Raw genomic sequence first — 20,377 nt, forward strand, 5'->3', positions numbered from 1 at the left:
CCTGCGGGTTCGTCGCCTGCGGTTCTCGGCCGGGGCGCCGGTGGCTAGGCTTCCGTCGGTGACGGGCCGGACGACCCTGGCCCGACGAACGATCGACAGGAGCGACAGGTGAAGAGAGCGATCCAGCTCACCGCCCTCGCCGGCGTCGCCGCGCTCGCGCTGGCGGCCTGTGCGGAGGCACCCGAGGAGTCCGGTGGCGACAGCAGCGCCGCCGCAGCGGTGGAGGGCTTCAAGCCGTGCATCGTCTCGGACCAGGGTGGGTTCGACGACAAGAGCTTCAACCAGCTCAGCTTCGAGGGGGCGCAGAAGGCCGCGGACGAGTTCGGCGTCGAGCTCACCGCCGTCCAGTCGCAGACCGAGACGGACTACCAGCCCAACATGGAGTCGCTGGTCGGGCAGAGCTGCTCGCCGATCGTCTCGGTGGGCTTCAACCTGGCCGCCGCGACGACCGAGGCCGCCGAGGCGAACCCGGACACCGAGTTCATCCTCGTCGACGAGACGGTCGACGCCGAGAACGTGAAGCCGCTGCTGTACGACACGGCGCAGGCCGCGTTCCTCGCGGGCTACCTGTCGGCCGGATACTCCGAGGCCGGCAAGGTCGGGACCTTCGGCGGCGCCCCGATCGCGACCGTGACCATCTTCATGGACGGCTTCAAGCAGGGCGTCGAGTACTACAACGAGGTCAAGGGCACCGAGGTCGAGGTCGTGGGCTTCGAGGGCGGCGAGAAGGGCTCGTTCACCGGCAAGTTCGAGGCCAACGAGACCGCGAAGACCACCGCGCAGAACATCCTCGACCAGGGCGTCGACGTGATCCTGCCGGTCGGCGGCCCGATCTACCAGTCCGCGATCGCGGCGATCCAGGACTCGGGCAAGGACGTCGCCCTCATCGGCGCCGACGCCGACCTGTTCGAGACCGACCCGTCCACCCAGGACTACGTGCTGACGTCGATCCTCAAGGGGATGGACATCTCCACCTACGAGTCCGTCAGCTCCGCCGCCAAGGGCGAGTTCGACGCGACGCCGTACATCGGGACCCTCGAGAACAAGGGCGTGGGCATCGCCCCGCTGCACAACTTCGAGGACAAGGTCGACCCCGCCCTCGTGGAGGAGGTCACCGCGCTCCAGGAGCAGATCGTCGCGGGCGACGTCACGGTCGACTCGTACCTCGACGACCAGGAGTGACATCGGTCCGGTGACGGCACACGTCCCGGACCACGGACGGTGGCACGACCCCCGGGGTCGCGCCACCGTCCGCACTCTGTGCGCCGTCCCGCGGCGCGGACGGCGACGAGGCCGCCCCGGTGAGAGGCTGGCCGCGGTGCGAGCTCCACGACATCCCGACGACCCGCGACCGATGGAAGGCAGAGCATGAGGCTCGAGCTGCGCGGCATCACCAAACGCTTCGGCGCCCTCGTGGCGAACGACCACATCGACCTCGTGGTGGAGCCGGGCGAGATCCACTGCCTGCTGGGCGAGAACGGCGCCGGCAAGTCCACCCTGATGAACGTGCTCTACGGCCTGTACCAGGCCGACGAGGGCGAGATCCTCCTGGACGACGAGGTCCAGGCCTTCGAGGGGCCCGGCGACGCGATGGCCGCCGGGATCGGCATGGTGCACCAGCACTTCATGCTCGTGCCGGTGTTCTCGGTCGCGGAGAACGTCATGCTCGGGCACGAGACCACCGGTGCCGCGGGGGTGCTGGACCTGGCCAGCGCGCGCTCCCGGGTCACGGAGATCGCGGACCGGTTCGGCTTCCAGGTCGACCCGGACGCCCTGGTCGAGGACCTGCCGGTGGGCGTGCAGCAGCGGGTCGAGATCATCAAGGCGCTCTCGCGCGACGCCGACGTGCTGGTCTTCGACGAGCCCACGGCCGTGCTGACCCCCCAGGAGACCGACGAGCTCATGGGGATCATGCGGCAGCTGCGGGACGAGGGCGCGGCGATCGTCTTCATCACGCACAAGCTGCGCGAGGTGCGCGCCGTCGCCGACCGCATCACGGTCGTGCGGCACGGCAAGGTCGTCGGCGAGGCGAGCCCCGGCGCGACCGACGCCGAGCTCGCGTCGCTCATGGTGGGCCGCGCCGTCGAGCTGACGGTGCGCAAGGACGCGGCCCGCACGACCGACAACGAGCTCGCCGTCACGGACCTCCGCGTCACGGGGCCCGAGGGCCAGGTGCTCGTGGACGACGTGAGCTTCACGGTGCGCGGCGGCGAGGTGCTCGTCGTGGCCGGCGTCCAGGGCAACGGCCAGACGGAGCTGACCGAGGCCCTCGTGGGCCTCCAGGAGCAGGTCGCGGGGAGCGTGCGGCTCGACGGCAAGGAGCTGGTGGGCCGCTCGGTGCGCCGGATCCTGCAGGCGGGGGTCGGCTTCGTGCCCGAGGACCGCAACGAGGACGGCCTCGTCGGCGAGTTCACGATCGCCGAGAACCTCGTGCTCGACCGCACGGACGGCCCGCCGTTCGTGCGCCGCGGCGCCCTGCAGCTCGCGCTGCGCGACGACTTCGCGCGGGAGAAGGTCGCGGAGTACGACGTCCGCACGCAGGGCATCGAGACGCGCGTCGGCCGCCTGTCGGGCGGCAACCAGCAGAAGGTCGTCCTCGCGCGCGAGCTGTCCCGCGAGCTGCGTCTGCTCGTGGCGGCGCAGCCGACGCGCGGCGTCGACGTCGGCTCGATCGAGTTCATCCACAAGCGGATCGTCGAGACGCGCGACTCGGGCATCCCGGTCGTGGTGGTGTCGACGGAGCTGGACGAGGCCGTCGCCCTCGCCGACCGGATCATGGTGATGTACCGGGGCCGCGTCGTCGGCATCGTCCCGGCGGACACCCCGCGCGACGTGCTCGGCCTGATGATGGCCGGCGTCGCGCCCGAGAGCGGCCCCGATCGAGAAGGAGACGCGGCGTGAGCGGCGAGACGCCCCAGGACCGGGCGCAGGACCGGGCCCAGGAACCGGCACAGGACCAGGGGCCCGACGTCGACCCCGACTCGCGGCTCGGCGAGGCGCTCGAGCAGGTCGACGCGACGGCCGAGCCCGGGCTCGCGGAGGAGCTGGAGCAGGAGGCGGCGCGCGAGCAGGCGGCCGTCGTCGAGGAGTCCGGCCAGCGGTGGCGCGACGCGTTGCGCCGCGCGACCTCCGGCGGCTGGGCCGTCGCCCTCGGCGCGATCGTGCTGGCGGTGCTGGCGGGGTCGATCCTCATCGTCGTCACCGACGAGAAGGTCCAGGCCGCGGCGCCGTACTTCTTCGCGCGGCCGGCCGACACGCTCGCCGCGGTCGGCCAGGCGGTGGGTGGCGCGTACTCCGCCCTGTTCCAGGGCGCGGTCTACAACTTCGGCGCGGACACGTTCGCGCAGGGGATCAAGCCGCTGACGCAGACGCTCGCCAACGCCACGCCGCTCATCGCGGCCGGCCTGGGCGTCGCCCTGGCGTTCCGCGCGGGGCTGTTCAACATCGGTGGCCAGGGCCAGATGCTCATGGCGGCCACCGCCGCCGGGTGGATCGGCTTCGGCGTCACCGGGCTCCCGTTCCCGCTGCACCTGCTGATCGCCCTCGTGGCCGGCGTCGCCGCCGGCGCGCTGTGGGCGGGCATCGCCGGCCTGCTGAAGGCCCGCACCGGCGCCCACGAGGTGATCGTCACGATCATGCTCAACTACGTCGCGTTCTACCTGCTGTCCTACCTGCTCTCCACGCCGGGGCTCATGCAGGCGCCCGGCTCCGCGTACCCGAAGACGCCGCCGATGCAGGACTCGGCCGTGCTGCCGTCGCTGCTCGGCAGCGAGTACAACCTCGACTGGGGCTTCGTGCTCGCGCTGCTCGCCGTCGTCGGGGTGTGGTGGCTGCTCAACCGCTCGAGCACGGGCTTCGCCTTCCGTGCCGTCGGCGAGAACCCCAAGGCCGCACGGGTGGCCGGCATCGACGTGCCACGCACCACGGTGCTCGTCATGCTCGTGGCCGGTGGCCTGGTGGGTCTCGCCGGGGCGCAGCAGGTGCTGGGCACGGTGACCTCCGGCTTCAGCACCGACATCGACGCCGGCATCGGCTTCGACGCGATCACCGTGGCGCTGCTCGGCGGGTCCTCGCCGTGGGGCGTGCTCGGCGCCGGCATCCTGTTCGGCGGCTTCAAGGCCGGCGGCTCCGCGATGCAGGCCGCCGAGGGCATCCCGATCGAGATCGTGCTCGTCGTGCAGTCGCTGATCGTGCTGTTCATCGCGGCGCCGCCGCTCGTGCGGGCGGTGTTCCGCCTGCCGCAGCCGGAGCGGACGCCGCGCCGACGGGAGAGCCGACGCGACCGCCGTCGGGCGGCAGGCGCGCAGGGCGCCGGGGAGGGACAGGCATGACCGCCACGACCGTCGACCAGCCCGGGGCCGCGGCCCCGGCCCCCGCGTCGCGCGCCACGGCCCCGGTGACGTGGAAGGCCGTCGTCGGCCTCGGCGTGGTCCTGGTCCTGTACGCGCTGCTGCTGCTCCTGGCGCCCCACGAGGGTTCCGCGCGGTTCGCGCTGTCGACCAGCACCGATTTCGTCGTCCTGTCGACGCTCGTCGTGCCCGCGATGGCCACGGCCTGGGTGTGCGCCGTCGTCGGGCTCGCCGTGCTGGCGTTCGCCGTCGTGCGCACCCGGGCCGGGCGGCGCGTGCCCGTGTGGGCCGTGGCCGTCTTCGCGGCCGCGCTGCTCGTCGGGTTCCTCGCCTGGGCGGGCGCGGGCAGCCCGCGCGACATCTCGGTGGTCGGGCTCCTCGGTGGTGCCATCGGCCTGTCCGTGCCGCTCGTCTACGGAGCCCTCGGCGGCGTCATCGGCGAGCGCGCCGGCGTCGTCAACATCGCCATCGAGGGTCAGCTGCTGGCGGGCGCGTTCGTCGCCGCGATCGTCGCGTCGCTCACCAAGAACCCGTGGGCCGGGCTGGTGGCGGCCGTGCTGGCGAGCGCCCTCGTGGCCCTGGTGCTGGCGCTGTTCACCATCACCTACCGGGTCAACCAGGTGATCGTCGGCGTGGTGCTCAACGTGCTGGTCATCGGCCTGACGAGCTTCTTCTACTCCGAGGTGCTGGTCCCGAACGCCGAGACGCTCAACTCGACCGTCCGGTTCCCGCGCCTGCCGATCCCCGGGCTCGAGAGCATCCCCGTGATCGGGCCGGTGCTGTTCAACCAGACCATCGTCGTCTACCTCATGTACCTCGCCGTGCCGGCGGTCTCGTACGCCCTGTTCCGCACGAAGTGGGGCCTGCGGGTGCGTGCCGTGGGCGAGCACCCCAAGGCGGCCGACACGGTCGGCATCGACGTGCTGCGCACCCGCTACCGGGCCGTCCTGGTGGGCGGCGCCGTGGTCGGGCTCGGCGGCGCGTTCTACACCGTGGTGTCGATCAACCAGTTCGGCCGCGAGATGACGGCCGGCGCGGGCTTCATCGCCCTGGCCGCGGTCATCTTCGGCAAGTGGGACCCGCTCCGGGCGGCCCTGGCCGGTCTGCTGTTCGGCTTCGCGACGAACCTGCAGAACGTGCTGTCGGTCGTGGGCTCGCCCGTCCCGAGCCAGTTCATGCTCATGCTCCCGTACGTGGTGACGCTGCTGGCGGTGGCCGGGCTGGTCGGCAGGTCCCGCGCGCCCGCCGCGTCGGGGACGCCCTACACCAAGGAGTAGCGATGGCCAGCACGAGTGGTCCGACCGTCGACTGGGAGGCGCTGCGCGCCGCGGCACGGGACGTCGTCGAGCGGGCGTACGTGCCGTACTCCGGCTTCCCGGTGGGTGCCGCGGCGCTCGTGGACGACGGCCGCGTGGTGGTGGGTTGCAACGTGGAGAACGCCGCCTACGGGGTGACGCTCTGCGCGGAGTGCTCGCTCGTGTCCGCCCTGGTCACGGGCGGGGGCGGCCGGCTCGTCGCGTTCACGTGCGTGGACGGCGCGGGGCGGACCCTCATGCCGTGCGGACGGTGCCGCCAGCTCCTGTGGGAGCACGGCGGCCCCGACCTGCTGGTGGAGTCCGTCCGGGGCGTGGTGCCCATGACCGAGGTGCTGCCGGACGCGTTCGGCGCACCGGACCTGGACCGTTATCGCGAGGGGAGCGAGGCATGACCACGACGGGCAGCACGCCGGCCCACGAGGCGTTCGACGCCGTCGACGTCATCCGGACCAAGCGCGACGGGCACCCGCTCGAGGCGGAGCAGATCGACTGGGTGGTGGACGCCTACACGCGCGGCGCGGTCGCCGAGGAGCAGATGTCGGCCCTCGCGATGGCGATCCTGCTGCGGGGGATGACCCGCCCGGAGGTCGCGCGCTGGACCGGCGCGATGATCGCGTCCGGCGAGCGGATGGACTTCTCCGGCCTGTCGCGCCCCACCGCGGACAAGCACTCGACCGGCGGGGTGGGGGACAAGATCACGCTGCCGCTCGCGCCGCTCGTCGCGTCGTTCGGGGTGGCCGTGCCGCAGCTCTCGGGCCGCGGCCTCGGGCACACGGGCGGCACGCTCGACAAGCTCGAGGCGATCCCGGGCTGGCGGGCGGCGCTGAGCAACGCCGAGCTGATGGACCAGCTCGAGGACGTCGGCGCGGTGGTCTGCGCGGCCGGGGCGGGGCTGGCCCCCGCCGACAAGAAGCTCTACGCCCTGCGGGACGTGACGGGCACGGTCGAGTCGGTGCCGCTCATCGCGAGCTCGATCATGAGCAAGAAGATCGCGGAGGGCACCGGCGCGCTGGTCCTCGACGTCAAGGTGGGCTCGGGCGCGTTCATGAAGGACCTCGACGCGGCCCGCGAGCTCGCCCGCACGATGGTCGACCTCGGCACGGACGCGGGCGTGCGCACGGTCGCGCTGCTCACGGACATGTCCGTCCCGCTCGGCCGCACCGCGGGCAACGCGCTCGAGGTGCGCGAGTCCGTCGAGGTCCTCGACGGCGGCGGGCCGGCCGACGTCGTCGACCTCACCGTCGCGCTGGCCGTGGAGATGCTCGCGGGCGCAGGGAAGCCCGTGCCCGAGCCCGAGGTGCGCGCGGCGCTGGCCGACGGCCGCGCCAAGGACGTCTGGCGCAGGATGATCGCGGCGCAGGGCGGCGACCCGGACGCGGAGCTGCCCCGGGCACGGGAGCGGCAGGACGTGGTCGCGGACCGGTCCGGCGTCCTCACCCGGCTGGACGCCTACGCCGTCGGCATCGCGGCCTGGCGGCTGGGCGCGGGGCGCTCGCGCCGCGAGGACCCGGTGCAGGCCGGGGCCGGCGTCGAGCTGCACGCGAAGCCGGGGGACGAGGTCTCCGCGGGTCAGCCGCTGCTCACCCTGCACACGGACACCCCGGAGCGGTTCGACCGCGCCCGGGCGGCGCTCGAGGGGCAGTGGGCGGTCGACGACGCCGTGGGCGGCGACGCGGCCCGACCGCTCCTGCTCGACCGGATCGGCTGAGCGGCACGGGCTGGTCGGGACGGTCGGGGCGATGGCGGCGCGGACGCTGCGCGTGACGGACGTCCTCGCGCTCGTGGGCGCGTTCGCCGGGCCGGCGCCGGTGCCGCCGCCCGTCGGACGGTTCGGCCGCCCGGAGGTGCCCGGCGACCTCGTCCCGGCGCTCGACGCGCTCGCCCCGGCGGTGCGGGCACGGGTGCTCGACCCGCTCGGCCGGGAGGACCCACCGCCGGTCCCGGGGCGCCCGCGGACGCTCGTGCTCCCGGCGTCCGACGGCGTCGTCGCCCCCGCGCGCCAGGTCGACGAGCGGACGTGCGGCGCCGCCGTGCTGGCCCTCCTGGCGCTCGCGGGCGACCCCCGGCTCGCGCTCGGGCTGAGCCGCGGGCCGCACGGGGTCGGCGCCGCGTTCGCCGCGGCCCAGCGGGTGCTGCACGCGCGCGCGACCCGGGGACCGGGCGGCCTCCCGCTGTGGCCCGCCGCCCTGGGCACCCCGCCGTGGGGCGCGGCCCGCGTCGCCCGGTACGGCCGCGTGCGGTACGGCCACCGGGTGGTCGGCGGCCGCGCGGCCCGCGCGGTGCTGGGCGCCGCTGTGGAGGCGGCGGGCGCCGGCGTGCCCGTCCCCCTGTACACGGGGGGCGACCTCGCCGGCGGCGTGTCGACGGCGGTGCCCCGGCACGTCGTCCTCCTCACGACCGTGCGGGGCGGTGTCGCGACGGTCTACGAGCCGTCGGACGGCCGGCTGCACGCGGTGCCGGTCGCCGGGCTCGTCGCGGGCGCCCGCGGGCGTCGGGACGACCGGCTGCTCGCCCCCGCGCTCGGCGGCTGGCCGCACGTGGTGTGGGCGCTGCTGCCCCGGGACGCCCGCGGCTGACCAGCTCCTCTGGCGCGTCGCGGGGGCCGGGTCCACGATGGGAGCGCACCGCCGTCGAGCGAAGGGACAGCCCCCATGAGCACCGCCCCGGACGACGCCTGGCGGGACGCCGGGCTGGAGAGCCCCGACGACACCACGAGCCTGGTCGAGGACGCCCTGACGGACGACGCGCAGGGTGGCGAGGACGCTGCGGCCGGCGGTCGCGCGGAGGAGTACAAGCCGCGGCACGCCCGGCCCGACCTGGACGGCGAGGCCGCGGAGGCCGACGTCGTCGAGCAGAGCCAGGAGGTCCCCGGGCTCGACGATCCCGAGGCCTCCGGAGACGCGTGATCGCCGGTAGGTTGGCCCCATGACGCAAGCCCTCGTCGACCTGATCCCCGCCCTGCCCAAGGTGCTGCTGCACGACCATCTCGACGGGGGCCTGCGACCGCAGACCGTCCTCGAGCTCGCCGCCGAGGTGGGCCACGAGCTCCCGGCGTCGGACGCCGAGTCGCTCGGCACCTGGTTCGTCGAGGCCGCGGACTCCGGGTCCCTGGTGCGGTACCTGGAGACGTTCGACCACACCATCGCCGTCATGCAGACGGCGGACGCCCTGGCGCGCGTGGCGCGCGAGGCCGTGCTGGACCTCGCCGCCGACGGTGTCGTGTACGCCGAGCAGCGCTGGGCGCCGGAGCAGCACCTGTCCCGCGGGCTGACGCTGCCGGAGACGGTCGAGGCCGTGCAGGCGGGCATCGACGAGGGCATCCGCGAGGCGGCGTCGCGCGGGCAGATCATCCGTGTCGGGCAGCTGGTCACCGCGATGCGGCACACCGACCGCTGGCAGGAGATCGCGGAGCTCGCGGTCGCGTACCGGGACCGCGGCGTGGTGGGCTTCGACATCGCCGGCCCGGAGGACGGGTTCCCGCCGTCGCGGCACGTGGAGATCTGGCGCTACCTGGCCGAGCAGGACTTCCCGACGACGATCCATGCCGGCGAGGCGGCCGGGCCGGCCTCGATCGCGGAGGCCGTCCACCTGGGCCAGGCCGACCGGATCGGCCACGGCGTGCGGATCGTCGAGGACATCGCGTTCCACGAGGGGTTCGACGACGACGGCGAGCGGCGCGCCGAGCTGGGGCGTCTCGCGCACTGGGTGCGCGACCACCAGATCGCGCTCGAGGTGTGCCCCGTGTCGAACCTGCAGACGGGCGCCACGACGGCGACGTCCGTGGCCGACCACCCGATCACGCGGCTCAAGGAGCTGGACTTCGCCGTCACCCTCAACACGGACAACCGCCTCATGTCCCGCACGTCCATGTCGAACGAGATGACGCGGCTCGTCACCGAGGCGGGGTGGACCATCGACGACCTGGCCGACGTGACCCTGACCGCCGCGTGGAGCACGTTCATGCACCACGACGAGCGCCGCGCGCTGGTCGACGACGTCATCCTGCCGGGGTACCAGCAGGTCGAAGGGGCGCAGCGATGAACCGTTCGACGCCGTCTGCCGCCCGGCCCGGGCAGGGCGACCTGCCCGCCGACGCCCTCGCGCTCGCGCGGTTCGTCGACCACACGCTGCTCAAGCCGGAGGCGACCACCGCCGACGTCACCGCGCTGGTCGAGGAGGGCGTCCGGCTGGGCGTGTTCTCGGTCTGCATCTCCCCGACGTTCGTCGCGCACGCGGCGCGGGTCGCGGCCGGTCGGCTCGCGGTGGCGACCGTGTGCGGCTTCCCGTCGGGCAAGCACGTCAGCGCGGTGAAGGCGGCCGAGGCGGCCCGCTCCGTCGCCGACGGCGCCGACGAGGTCGACATGGTGATCGACGTCGGCGCGGCCAAGGAGGGCGCGTTCGACGCGGTCCGGGCGGACATCGCCGCCGTGCGCGCGGCCGTGCCCGCCGAGCACCTGCTCAAGGTCATCATCGAGGCGGCCGCGCTCACCGACGACGAGATCGTCGCCGTCTGCCGGGCCGCGCGGGACGCCGGTGCCGACTTCGTGAAGACCTCGACGGGCTTCCACCCGGCCGGGGGCGCCTCCGTGCACGCGGTGGAGCTCATGGCCGGCGCGGTGGGCGGCGCGCTGGGGGTCAAGGCCTCCGGCGGGGTCCGGACCCTGGACGACGCGCTCGCCATGATCCGCGCCGGCGCCACGCGGCTGGGCCTGTCCGGGACCGCGGGCGTGCTCGCGGGCTTCGCCGGGGGCGAGCAGACCGCCACCGGGTCCGGCTACTGACCGCCGGCGTGCCCGAACCGCTCGTCGACGTCCGCGCCGCCACGCGCACGCACGGCACGGTCCAGGTCCTCGGGCCGACGTCCCTGACGCTGGGGCCCGGCGAGGCGGCCGCCGTCGTCGGGCCGAACGGCAGCGGCAAGTCCACGCTGCTTCGCCTGGTCGCGGGCAAGGACGAGCCGACGTCGGGCGACGTGCGCGTGCTGGGCCTGCCCGCCGGGCAGGCGCGCCTGCGTCGGCGGGAGGACGTCGCGCTGCTGCTGGGCGGCCTGTCCGCGTACCCCGACCTCACGGTCGCCGAGCACCTGCGCCTCGTCGCGTCGGCGTGGGCGGGACGCCATCGCGGCCCCGACGTCGAGACCGCGCTCGCGGAGGCCGAGCTCGACCGCGTGCGCGACCAGCTCCCCGGGGAGCTGTCGTCGGGGGAGGGGCAGATGTTCGCCCTCGCGACGACGCTCTACCGGCCCGCCCGTCTCGTGCTGCTCGACGAGCCGGAGCAGCGGCTCGACGCGCGCTGGCGTGCCGTGGCGCGGCGTCTCGTCGCGGGCGCGCTGGACGCGGGCAGGGCGCTGCTCGTCGCGACGCACGACCCGGACCTGCGCGCCGACCTCGCCCGCCGCGGCCGCGAGGTCGAGCTCGCGGCGCCGGGGCCGCGATGAGGATGCGGTGACGGCGCGGTGACGGGCGCCCCCCAGGTCCCGGCGGGGCACGTCGACGACGGCGCCCGCGTGCCGTACCCGCGCTGGCGGCGCTGGGTCGGCTCGCTGCGGCGCCGGGCGCTCGTCGTGCGGGCCGCGGAGTCCGGCGGCGACCCGCACGATCGCGTCTACCTCGGCTACGGGGTGGTGCTGCTCGCGCTCGTGTACGGGCCGGTCCTGTGGAGCGCCCTCGCCCAGGCGGCCGCGGCGGTGCCGCTGCCCGACGCGGTCGCGGGACGGGCGGCGGCGCTGCTCGCCGGGTGGGCGCTGGGGCTCGGCGTCGCGTGCCTCGCCGGGCTCGCCGCAGCCCGGGCCGGAGGCCCGCTCTGGACGAGCCGTGCCGAGGCGACCTTCGCGCTCTCCGGCCAGTTCCGCCCGCGCGACGTGCTGCGGCGGCGAGCCGTGCTGCTCGCGCTCGCGGCGGCCGCCGGCGGCGCCTTCCTCGCGACCGCGGCCGCGGCGGGGCTCGCGGGCGGGGCCACCGCGGGCGCACCGGGGCCCCTCCTCGTCGCGGGAGCGGGCGCCGCCCTGCTGGCCCAGGTGCCGGTGGCCGTCGGCGCGGCGGCCCAGGCCCCGGGTCGGCGGCGCGCGGCCGTCGGGGTCACCCTGCTCCTGCTGGTGCTCGGCCTGGTGCTCGGCCTGGTCGCGGCCCTGGGCCCGGCCCTGGGCACCGTGTCACCCGTCCCCGCCCTGGCGCCGTCGCCCGGTGCGCGGGCCGGGGCGGTCGCGGGCGTCGCGCTGGTCGTGGCCGTCGGGCTGGCGTCGGCGTGGCTGATGGTCCGGGTGCTGCCGGGCGAGCTCGACGTCGACCGGGCGGCCGCGGGCCAGTCGCGCACGGTGACGGCCGGACGCGGCCTGGTGGGTGGCGACTCCGGGGCGGTCGCGGACGTCCTCGGGCCGCGGGCCTACGCCGGCCGGGCGGCGCGGCTCCCCGCGCGGCTGCTGCGCCGCGCCCCGCTGGTGGCGCGCGACCTGCTCGGGCTGCGCCGCCGGCCGGCGGCCCTGGTCGTCTCGCTCCTTGCGGGGTGCGCGGGGGCCGTGCTCGTGCGCCTCGGCGCGGAGGACGGGCCGGCGCTCGCGACCTTGGCGGGCGCCCTCACCCTGTACGGCGCGGCGCGGACCTGGACCGACGGGCTGCACGCGTTCGCCGCCCAGCCCCAGCCGGGCGCCCTCCTGCCCGGCACGGCGGCGCGCGCCGTCGCCGGGCACGCGGTCGTGCCCACGGTCCTGGGGCTGCTCGCCGCGGCCGCGGGAGCCGCCGGTGGGCGGGACGAGGAGGCGGCCGCCGTCGTCCTCGTCGTCGTGCTGGTGCTGGCCGCGCGCGTCTGGGTGGCGGGCGCGACGGCAGCGCCGCCCGGCCTCTTCACGCCGATGATGACGCCGAACGGCGACATGTCCATGCTGGTGCTGGGCGCGTGGTACCTGCGCGGCTGGCTGGTCGTGGCGGCAGCCGCCTGGCTCCTCCAGCGTGCCGGTCCCGGTGCCGCGACGGCCGTGCTGGTGCTGGCGCTGGCGGCCGGGCTCGCCGCCACGGGGCTGCGGCGGTTCGCCCGGGCGTGACCCGGCACGCCGCTCCCGGTCGCGGTGCGGCGCCGTCCGGCGCAGGCTCGTGCCTGGGCCCGTGACCCGGGGCCGCCACCCGACCGGAGGGACAGCGCGTGTACTACAGCAACGGGAACTACGAGGCGTTCGCGCGGCCGCGCAAGCCGGCCGGCGTCGACGACAAGTCGGCGTGGCTCGTGGGCGCCGGACTGGCGTCCATGTCCGCCGCGGCATTCATGATCCGCGACGGGCAGCTGGCGGGGGAGCGGATCACGATCCTCGAGCGCCTGCGGCTGCCGGGTGGTGCCCTGGACGGCATCAAGGAGCCGAAGAAGGGTTTCGTGGTGCGCGGGGGCCGCGAGATGGAGGACCACTTCGAGTGCCTGTGGGACCTGTTCCGGTCCGTGCCGTCGATCGAGGTCGAGGGCGCCTCGGTGCTCGACGAGTTCTACTGGCTCAACAAGGACGACCCGAACTTCTCGCTGCAGCGGGCCACGGTGGACCGCGGCCGGGACGCGCGCACGGACGGCCTGTTCGCGCTGTCGGAGAAGGCGCAGAAGGACATCGTGACCGTCTTCCTCGCGACGCGCGAGGAGATGGAGGGCAAGCAGATCGACGAGGTCTTCGGCCGCGAGTTCCTGGACAGCAACTTCTGGCTGTACTGGCGCACGATGTTCGCGTTCGAGGAGTGGCACAGCGCGCTCGAGATGAAGCTGTACATCCACCGGTTCGTGCACCACATCGGCGGGCTGCCGGACTTCTCCGCGCTGAAGTTCACCAAGTACAACCAGTACGAGTCCCTGGTGCTGCCGCTGTACCGCTGGCTGCTCGACCAGGGCGTGACGTTCCGGTTCTCGACCGAGGTCACGGACGTCGACTTCGAGATCCGCCCCGGCCGCAAGCAGGCGACGCGGATCCACTGGGTGGCCGACGGCGAGCCGGGCGGCGTCGACCTCGGCGAGGACGACCTCGTGCTGGCGACGATCGGCTCGCTCACGGAGAACTCCGACGACGGCGACCACCACACCCCGGCCCGACTCGACACGGGCCCCGCGCCGGCCTGGGACCTGTGGCGCCGGATCGCGGCGAAGGACCCCGCGTTCGGGCACCCGGACGTCTTCGGCGGCGACGTCGAGAGCACGAAGTGGGAGTCGGCGACCGTCACGACCCTCGACCCGCGCATCCCCGAGCACATCCGGCGGATCTGCAAGCGCGACCCGTTCAGCGGCAAGGTCGTCACGGGCGGCATCGTCACGGTGAAGGACTCGAGCTGGCTGATGAGCTGGACGGTCAACCGGCAGCCGCACTTCAAGCAGCAGCCGCCCGACCAGGTCGTGGTGTGGGTGTACTCGCTGTTCGTCGACACCCCGGGCGACTACGTGCGCAAGCCGATGCAGGAGTGCACGGGCGAGGAGATCACCCGCGAGTGGCTCTACCACCTGGGGGTGCCGACCGACCAGATCGACGAGCTCGCGGCCACCGGGGCCAGGACGGTGCCCGTGATGATGCCGTACGTCACCTCCTTCTTCATGCCCCGGCACGCGGGCGACCGGCCGGACGTTGTGCCCGACGGCGCGGTGAACTTCGCGTTCATCGGCCAGTTCGCCGAGACGAGCCGGGACTGCATCTTCACGACCGAGTACTCGGTGCGCACGGGCATGGAGGCCGCCTACCGCCTGCTCGACATCGAGCGCGGCGTGCCGGAGGTCTTCGGCTCCACCTACGACGTGCGGACGCTGCTCAAGGCCACGAGCCGCCTGCGCGACGGCGAGGAGGTGGACCTGCCGGGCCCGAGGTTCCTGCGCGAGCGGCTGCTGCGGCGTCTCGACGGCACGCAGATCGGCGAGCTGCTCACCGACTTCGGGCTGATCCCCGAGCTCGACGGGACCGCCCGCCGCGACCGCGTGGACGACGCCGTGGAGTGAGCGCGGTGACGAGCCTCACACCGGGCGGGGCACCCGAGGGAAGTTAGGCTCGCCTCACCATGTCTGACACGCAGCCCCAGGCCCCCGCCGGCCCGCCCGCCCGCAAGCGCACCCCTCGGCACGCGACCGTCACGGCCGTCCACCGGCACACCCCGCACCTGGTGCGGGTCACGATCGCGGGCCCCGAGCTCGCGGAGATCGACCTCACCGGACACACCGACACCTACGTGAAGCTGGTGCTCGGGGAGCTGGCGGACGGCCGTCCGCTGCTGCGCGCCTACACGGTGCGCGCGCGCCGCGACGCGGCCGTCGCGGCGTCGGGCGAGGTGGAGTGGGACCTCGACCTCGTGGTGCACGGGGACGCCGGCGTGGGCGGGCCGTGGGCGGTGCGGGTGCAGCCGGGGGAGCCGGTGACGTTCCTCGGCCCGGGCGCCGGCTACGCGCCCGACCCGCAGGCGCCGTGGCACCTGCTCGTGGGCGACGACGCCGCCCTGCCCGCGATCGCGGCCTCGCTCGAGGCGCTCCCGGCCGGCGCGGTCGCGCACGTCGTCGTCGAGGTCCCCGGGCCCGAGGACGAGCAGGAGCTGGCCAGCGCCGCCGACCTCACGCTCACGTGGGTGCACCGCGGCACCGGCGACCTGGCCGGCACCGTGCGCGCCGCCCACGCCGCCGGGGAGCTCCCCGCGGGGGCACCGCACGTCTTCCTGCACGGCGAGGCGGGCATGGTGCGCGACCTGCGCCGCTGGGTCCGCACCGCGCTGGACGTGCCGCGCGAGCTGCTGTCGGCGTCGGGCTACTGGCGCCGCGGCAGCGACGACGAGGACTGGCGCGCCCGCAAGGGCGAGTGGAAGGCCGCCGTCGACCAGGACGATGCCGCTCTGGTCGGTGGAGCGGTCGGCTGACCGTTCAGAGCCCCAGCGCGGCCCGGAGGTCGGCCTTGATCCGGTCGAGCTTCTTGTACGCCGCGACGCGCAGCCGGCCGACGTCGACCGCCGACGCGTCCGCGGCCACGGGCTCCACGACCTCCAGGTAGCACTTGACCTTCGGCTCGGTCCCGCTGGGTCGCACCACGACGCGCGTGTCGTCGGCACCCAGGAGCACGACGCCGTCCGTGGGCGGCAGACCGTCGATGCCGTCGGACAGGTCGAGCACGTCGGCGACGCCGGCCCCCGCGAGCGTGCGCGGCGGCGACGTGCGCAGCCGCGCCATCGTGTCGGGGATGCGTGACAGGTCGTCGAACCGGACGGAGAGCTGGTCGGTGACGAACAGGCCGTTCTCGCGGGCGACGTCGTTGAGCGCGTCCACGAGCGTGCGCCCGGCGGCCTTCTCCCGGGCGGCGAGCAGGGCCACGAGCACCGCGGTGCTCAGGCCGTCCTTGTCGCGCACGCGGGCCGGGTCCACGCAGTAGCCCAGCGCCTCCTCGTACCCGAAGACCAGCCCGGGGGTGCGGGCGATCCACTTGAAGCCCGTGAGGGTCGTCGCGTGCCCGACCCCGTAGCGGACCGCGATCGAGGACAGCACCCGGGAGGACACGACCGAGGAGGCCACGACCGGGCCGACGCCGGAGCCGTCCGGCGCGGGCACCTCGCCGCGGGCGATGCGGCGCACCGCCTCCCGCCCGAGCAGGGCGCCCACCTCGTCGCCGTGCAGCATCCGCCAGCCGTGCGAGCGGGCCGTCTCCGCACCCTGGTGCGTGCCGTGGCTCGGGTCGTAGACGGCGACCGCGCACCGGTCGGCGTCGGGGTCGTTGGCGATCACCACGTCGGCGTGCGCCTCGGCGAGGGCGACCGCCATGTCGATCGCACCGGGCTCCTCGGGGTTGGGGAACCGGACCGTGGGGAACGCCGGGTCCGGGTCGAGCTGCTCCTCGACCGGCAGCACCCGCGTGAAGCCGGCGTCGGCCAGCACCCGGGCGAGGACGCGGCCGCCGACGCCGTGCAGGGAGGTCGTGACCACCCGCAGCGCCGCCCGCTCCTGCGGCCCGGTGGACGTGCCCGCCCGCTCGGCCAGGTCGTGCACCGACGCGACGTACGCGTCGACCACCTCGCGGCCGAGGACCCGCCAGCCCGACTCCACCCGCGGGACCCCCGACGGCGGACCGGCGGCGGAGATGGCCTCGGCGATGCGGGCGTCGTGGGGCGGCACGATCTGCGCCCCCTGGCCGGCGTCGGTGACGACGCGGCCGCCGAGGTACACCTTGTAGCCGTTGTCCTGCGCCGGGTTGTGGCTCGCGGTGACCATGACGCCCGCGTCGGCGTCGAGATGGCGCACCGCGAACGCGAGCACCGGGGTGGGCAGGGCGGAGGGGAGCAGCAGCACCTCGTGGCCGGCGGCGGTGAGCACCGCGGCGGTGTCGGTCGCGAACGTCGACGAGCGGTCCCGGGCGTCGTAGCCGACCACCACGCGCGCCGTCACGCCCCGGCCCAGCACCGACGTGAGGTACGTGCCGAGGCCGGACGCCGCCGTCGTGACGACCGCGCGGTTCATCCGGTTCGGGCCCGGCGCCATCGCGCCGCGCAGCCCCGCCGTGCCGAACTGGAGCGAACCCGCGAACCGGTCGCGCAGGAGCGCGACGGCGTGCTCGCGCGTGCTCGGCCGCTCGGACGACGTCTGCTGGGCGAGCCGGGACAGCTCCGCCTTGTCGTCGTCGTCGACGTCGTAGCGGATCCAGCGCTCCACCTCGTCGAGCAGGGTGGACAGGGCGGTCGCCGTCGCGGCCGGCTCGAAGGCCGGGTCGTCGGTGTCCAGGCTCATGGCGGATCCCTCCGTCGGGTGCTCGGCTTACAGGGCGGTGACGATGCGGGCGAGGAGCTCGCTGATGCGCGGGCCGGCGGCCTGGCCGGCCTCCAGCACCTCCTCGTGCGACAACGGCTGCGGGCTGATGCCCGCGGCGAGGTTGGTCACGAGGGACACGCCGAGCACCTCCATGCCGGCGTGCCGGGCGGCGATGGCCTCGAGCGTGGTCGACATGCCGACCAGGTCCGCGCCCATGAGGCCGGCCATCTTCACCTCGGCGGGCGTCTCGTAGTGCGGCCCGGGGAACTGCGCGTACACGCCCTCGGGCAGCTCCGGGTCGACGGTGCGGGCGATCTCGCGCAGGCGCGGCGAGTACAGGTCGGTGAGGTCGACGAACGTCGCGCCCTCGAGGGGGGACGTGGCCGTGAGATTGAGGTGGTCGCGGATGAGGACCGGCTGGCCCGGGCGCCACGCGATGTGCAGGCCGCCGCAGCCGTTGGTGAGCACGACGCTCTCGCATCCGGTGGCCGCCGCGGTGCGCACCCCGTGGGCGACGCGCCGCACCCCCTTGCCCTCGTACAGGTGAGTGCGCCCGCCGATGACGAGCGCGTGCCGCACCGCGCCGTCGGGCCGCTCCACGCGGATCGAGCGGGTCGTCGCCGCGTGGCCCGCCACGGCGGGCCGGGCGAAGCCGGGGATCTCGTGGGTCGGGATCTCCGCCACGACGTCGCCGACCAGCTCGGCGGCGCCGCCCCAGCCGGAGCCCAGGACGAGGGCGACGTCGTGCCCCGGCACCCCGGTCGCCTCGGCGATGTGGTCGGCCGCGGCGCGGGCGACGTCGAACGGGTCGGTGGTCGGGTCGTCGAGGTCCCCGACGCTGCGGCTCGTGGTGCTCATGGTCCCGAGGGTAGTCCGGGCGGGGGCACGCCGCCGCGCCGGCACCGGGGGCCCGGCGGCCTGACACAATGGCCCCCGTGCCCTCCGTGAACACCCCTTCCCCGGACACCTCGGCCTCCACCGGCGCCGCCACCCGCGGCATCCCCGAGGCCGACCCGCGCCCCCCGCACGTCGTCGTCGTCGGCGGCGGACCGGGCGGCTACGAGGCCGCCCTCGTCGCCCGCCGCCTCGGAGCCCGCGTCACCGTCGTCGAGCGGCACGGCCTCGGCGGTGCCGCCGTGCTCACCGACGTCGTGCCCTCCAAGACGCTCATCGCCACCGCCGAGTGGTTCACCACGGCCGAGCAGGGGCCCGAGCTCGGCGTCCGCGGGGAGGCACCGGCGGGCGAGCGCCGCGACCTGGTCGACCTCGAGGCCGTGAACGCCCGCGTGCTCGCGCTCGCCGACGCGCAGTCGCGCGACATCCACTCCCGCCTCGAGCGCGAGGGCGTCGAGATCGTCGTCGGCGAGGGTCGGCTCGACGGTCCGTCGCGGGTCGTCGTCGACACGGGCACGGACACCGACCCGGGCACGACGACGCTCCACGCCGACACCGTGCTGCTCGCCGTCGGCGCCACGCCGCGCACGCTGCCCACCGCCGTCCCCGACGGGGAGCGCATCCTCACGTGGACGCAGCTCTACGGCCTCGCCGAGCTGCCCGAGAAGCTGATCGTCGTCGGGTCCGGCGTCACCGGCGCCGAGTTCGCGGGCGCCTACCAGGCTCTCGGCTCGCAGGTCGTGCTCGTCTCCTCCCGCGACCGGGTGCTGCCCGGCGAGGACATGGACGCCGCCGAGCTGCTCGAGGGCGTCTTCCGTGCCCGCGGCATGACCGTCATGTCGCGCTCGCGCGCGGCGTCCGCGGTGCGCACCGAGGACGGCGTCGCCGTCACGCTCACCGACGGCCGCGTCGTCGAGGGCTCGCACGTGCTCATCGCCGTCGGCGGGGTGCCCTCCACCGCCGGGATCGGCCTCGAGGAGGCGGGCGTGCGCCTGGCGGCGAGCGGGCACGTCGAGGTGGACCGCGTGTCGCGCACCTCCGTGCCCGGCGTCTACGCCGCGGGCGACTGCACCGGCGTGCTGCCGCTCGCGTCCGTCGCGGCCATGCAGGGCCGCATCGCGATGTCGCACGCCCTCGGCGACGCCGTCGCGCCGCTCAAGCCGGGCCGCGTCGCCGCCAACATCTTCACCGCGCCGGAGATCGCCACGGTCGGCCTCAGCGAGTCGACGCTCCGCGAGCGGGGCTACCGCTACGTCACGACGACGCTGCCGCTGGCGCGCAACCCGCGCGCCAAGATGCTGGGCATGCGCGACGGCTTCGTGAAGCTCTTCGCCCACCCGGACGCCGGCGTCGTGCTCGGGGGCGTCGTCGTGGCCCCGCGTGCCAGCGAGCTGATCTTCCCGATCACCCTCGCCGTCGCGCACCGCCTCACCGTGGACGACGTCGCCGACTCCTTCACCGTCTACCCGTCGCTGTCCGGGTCGGTGGCCGAGGCCGCGCGCGTGCTGCACGGGCAGTCGGGGGAGGGCGCCGCCGTCTGACGGTCGCGCCTGGCCCCGCCGAGAGGCTGGTGGTCAGGGGCGGCCGTCGAGCCGCGCCCGCAGCGCGGGCCACGCCACGGCGAACGCGGGCAGCAGCGGGAGGGTCGCCACGTCGTCCACGGCGACCCACCGCACCTCGAGGCTCTCCGGGTCGGCCGCGCCGGGCGTCACGCGGGCACCCGGGGCGACGTCCGCGAGCACGGTGGTGTAGGCCCACGGGCCGTGGTCGAGCACGTGCGTGCCCAGCACGTGCACCGCGCGCGGCTCCACGGCCGCCTCCTCGAGGCTCTCGCGCAGAGCGCCGTCCACGGGCGTCTCGTCCGGGGCGAGCGCGCCGCCCGGGACGCCCCACGTGCCGCCCTGGTCCGACCAGACCGCGCGGTGCTGCAGCACGACGTCGGTCACCGGGCCCGGCGCGGTCGAGGACGGCGCGCGCCGCGCGAGCAGCAGCCCGGCCGCGCCGTACAGGCCCCAGTGCCGGTGGTCACCGCAGGCCACCCAACCGTCCCCGGGGTGCCGGTGGAGGGTCTCGCGCGGGGGAAATCGGCTGGGCACGCGG

The 20,377-nt window shown here is 75.2% G+C and carries 18 protein-coding genes; 15 read left to right on the top strand and 3 right to left on the bottom strand.

The features are described from left to right. Positions 1–108: 108 nt before the first annotated feature. The 14 genes from ACFVS0_RS06230 to ACFVS0_RS06295 all read left to right on the top strand — a co-directional run bounded on the left by ACFVS0_RS06230 (position 109) and on the right by ACFVS0_RS06295 (position 15,510). Positions 109–1,182 carry a BMP family protein gene (locus ACFVS0_RS06230; RefSeq protein ID WP_430587462.1) on the top strand — a complete coding sequence of 358 codons (1,074 nt, stop codon included), beginning with the start codon at positions 109–111 and terminating at the stop codon, positions 1,180–1,182. A 186-nt stretch (positions 1,183–1,368) separates the two neighbouring features. After that, the gene (locus ACFVS0_RS06235) at positions 1,369–2,901 is read left to right on the top strand and encodes an ABC transporter ATP-binding protein (RefSeq protein WP_430549685.1); all 1,533 of its coding nucleotides are present in this window, start codon (positions 1,369–1,371) and stop codon (positions 2,899–2,901) included. Positions 2,902–3,044: 143 nt separating this feature from the next. Then, a complete protein-coding gene (locus ACFVS0_RS06240) occupies positions 3,045–4,331 on the top strand; it encodes an ABC transporter permease (RefSeq protein WP_430562718.1) in 1,287 nt (428 codons plus the stop codon). Beyond that, a complete protein-coding gene (locus ACFVS0_RS06245; protein ID WP_430549687.1) occupies positions 4,328–5,626 on the top strand; it encodes an ABC transporter permease in 1,299 nt (432 codons plus the stop codon). The genes ACFVS0_RS06240 and ACFVS0_RS06245 overlap by 4 nt, the downstream gene beginning before the upstream one ends. Positions 5,627–5,628: 2 nt before the next feature. Beyond that, positions 5,629–6,057 (top strand): cytidine deaminase, encoded by a 429-nt coding sequence (locus ACFVS0_RS06250; protein ID WP_430549688.1) that lies wholly within the window; start codon positions 5,629–5,631, stop codon positions 6,055–6,057. After that, positions 6,054–7,373, top strand: a complete 1,320-nt coding sequence (locus ACFVS0_RS06255) for a thymidine phosphorylase (protein ID WP_430587463.1) — start codon at positions 6,054–6,056, stop codon at positions 7,371–7,373. The genes ACFVS0_RS06250 and ACFVS0_RS06255 overlap by 4 nt, the downstream gene beginning before the upstream one ends. A gap of 31 nt (positions 7,374–7,404) precedes the next feature. Then, positions 7,405–8,241, top strand: a complete 837-nt coding sequence (locus ACFVS0_RS06260) for a hypothetical protein (RefSeq protein WP_430587464.1) — start codon at positions 7,405–7,407, stop codon at positions 8,239–8,241. Positions 8,242–8,316: 75 nt separating this feature from the next. Continuing rightward, positions 8,317–8,571 (top strand): hypothetical protein, encoded by a 255-nt coding sequence (locus tag ACFVS0_RS06265; protein WP_430549691.1) that lies wholly within the window; start codon positions 8,317–8,319, stop codon positions 8,569–8,571. Between the two features lie 19 nt (positions 8,572–8,590). Beyond that, the gene (locus ACFVS0_RS06270) at positions 8,591–9,706 is read left to right on the top strand and encodes an adenosine deaminase (RefSeq protein WP_430562711.1); all 1,116 of its coding nucleotides are present in this window, start codon (positions 8,591–8,593) and stop codon (positions 9,704–9,706) included. Further along, positions 9,703–10,446, top strand: a complete 744-nt coding sequence (deoC, locus tag ACFVS0_RS06275) for a deoxyribose-phosphate aldolase (RefSeq protein WP_430587465.1) — start codon at positions 9,703–9,705, stop codon at positions 10,444–10,446. The genes ACFVS0_RS06270 and deoC overlap by 4 nt, the downstream gene beginning before the upstream one ends. Positions 10,447–10,454: 8 nt before the next feature. Further along, positions 10,455–11,102: an ATP-binding cassette domain-containing protein gene (locus ACFVS0_RS06280; protein WP_430549694.1), complete on the top strand. Its 648-nt coding sequence runs from the start codon at positions 10,455–10,457 to the stop codon at positions 11,100–11,102. An 18-nt stretch (positions 11,103–11,120) separates the two neighbouring features. Further along, positions 11,121–12,701 carry a DUF6297 family protein gene (locus ACFVS0_RS06285; protein ID WP_430587466.1) on the top strand — a complete coding sequence of 527 codons (1,581 nt, stop codon included), beginning with the start codon at positions 11,121–11,123 and terminating at the stop codon, positions 12,699–12,701. Between the two features lie 98 nt (positions 12,702–12,799). Beyond that, positions 12,800–14,608: an oleate hydratase gene (locus ACFVS0_RS06290; RefSeq protein ID WP_430587467.1), complete on the top strand. Its 1,809-nt coding sequence runs from the start codon at positions 12,800–12,802 to the stop codon at positions 14,606–14,608. Between the two features lie 59 nt (positions 14,609–14,667). Beyond that, complete coding sequence (locus ACFVS0_RS06295) at positions 14,668–15,510, top strand: siderophore-interacting protein (RefSeq protein WP_430587468.1); 843 nt, start codon at positions 14,668–14,670, stop codon at positions 15,508–15,510. Between the two features lie 4 nt (positions 15,511–15,514). Here ACFVS0_RS06295 and ACFVS0_RS06300 read toward each other — a convergent pair whose 3' ends face one another. Both ACFVS0_RS06300 and ACFVS0_RS06305 read right to left on the bottom strand, forming a co-directional pair. Continuing rightward, positions 15,515–17,362 carry a phospho-sugar mutase gene (locus tag ACFVS0_RS06300; RefSeq protein ID WP_430587469.1) on the bottom strand — a complete coding sequence of 616 codons (1,848 nt, stop codon included), beginning with the start codon at positions 17,360–17,362 and terminating at the stop codon, positions 15,515–15,517. A 27-nt stretch (positions 17,363–17,389) separates the two neighbouring features. Next, on the bottom strand, positions 17,390–18,241 hold the full coding sequence (locus tag ACFVS0_RS06305) for a purine-nucleoside phosphorylase (protein ID WP_430549699.1): 852 nt from the start codon (positions 18,239–18,241) through the stop codon (positions 17,390–17,392). A 68-nt stretch (positions 18,242–18,309) separates the two neighbouring features. Between ACFVS0_RS06305 and ACFVS0_RS06310 the strand changes: the two genes are divergently transcribed. Further along, positions 18,310–19,818: an NAD(P)H-quinone dehydrogenase gene (locus ACFVS0_RS06310; RefSeq protein WP_430562704.1), complete on the top strand. Its 1,509-nt coding sequence runs from the start codon at positions 18,310–18,312 to the stop codon at positions 19,816–19,818. Between the two features lie 33 nt (positions 19,819–19,851). Here the strand turns inward: ACFVS0_RS06310 and ACFVS0_RS06315 are convergent, their stop codons facing one another. Continuing rightward, positions 19,852–20,373, bottom strand: a complete 522-nt coding sequence (locus tag ACFVS0_RS06315) for an NUDIX domain-containing protein (RefSeq protein WP_430549701.1) — start codon at positions 20,371–20,373, stop codon at positions 19,852–19,854. Positions 20,374–20,377 lie beyond the last annotated feature (4 nt).

The sequence above is a fragment of the Isoptericola sp. NPDC058082 genome (assembly GCF_042885055.1).
In the GTDB taxonomy this organism is placed as follows: Bacteria; Actinomycetota; Actinomycetes; order Actinomycetales; family Cellulomonadaceae; genus Isoptericola.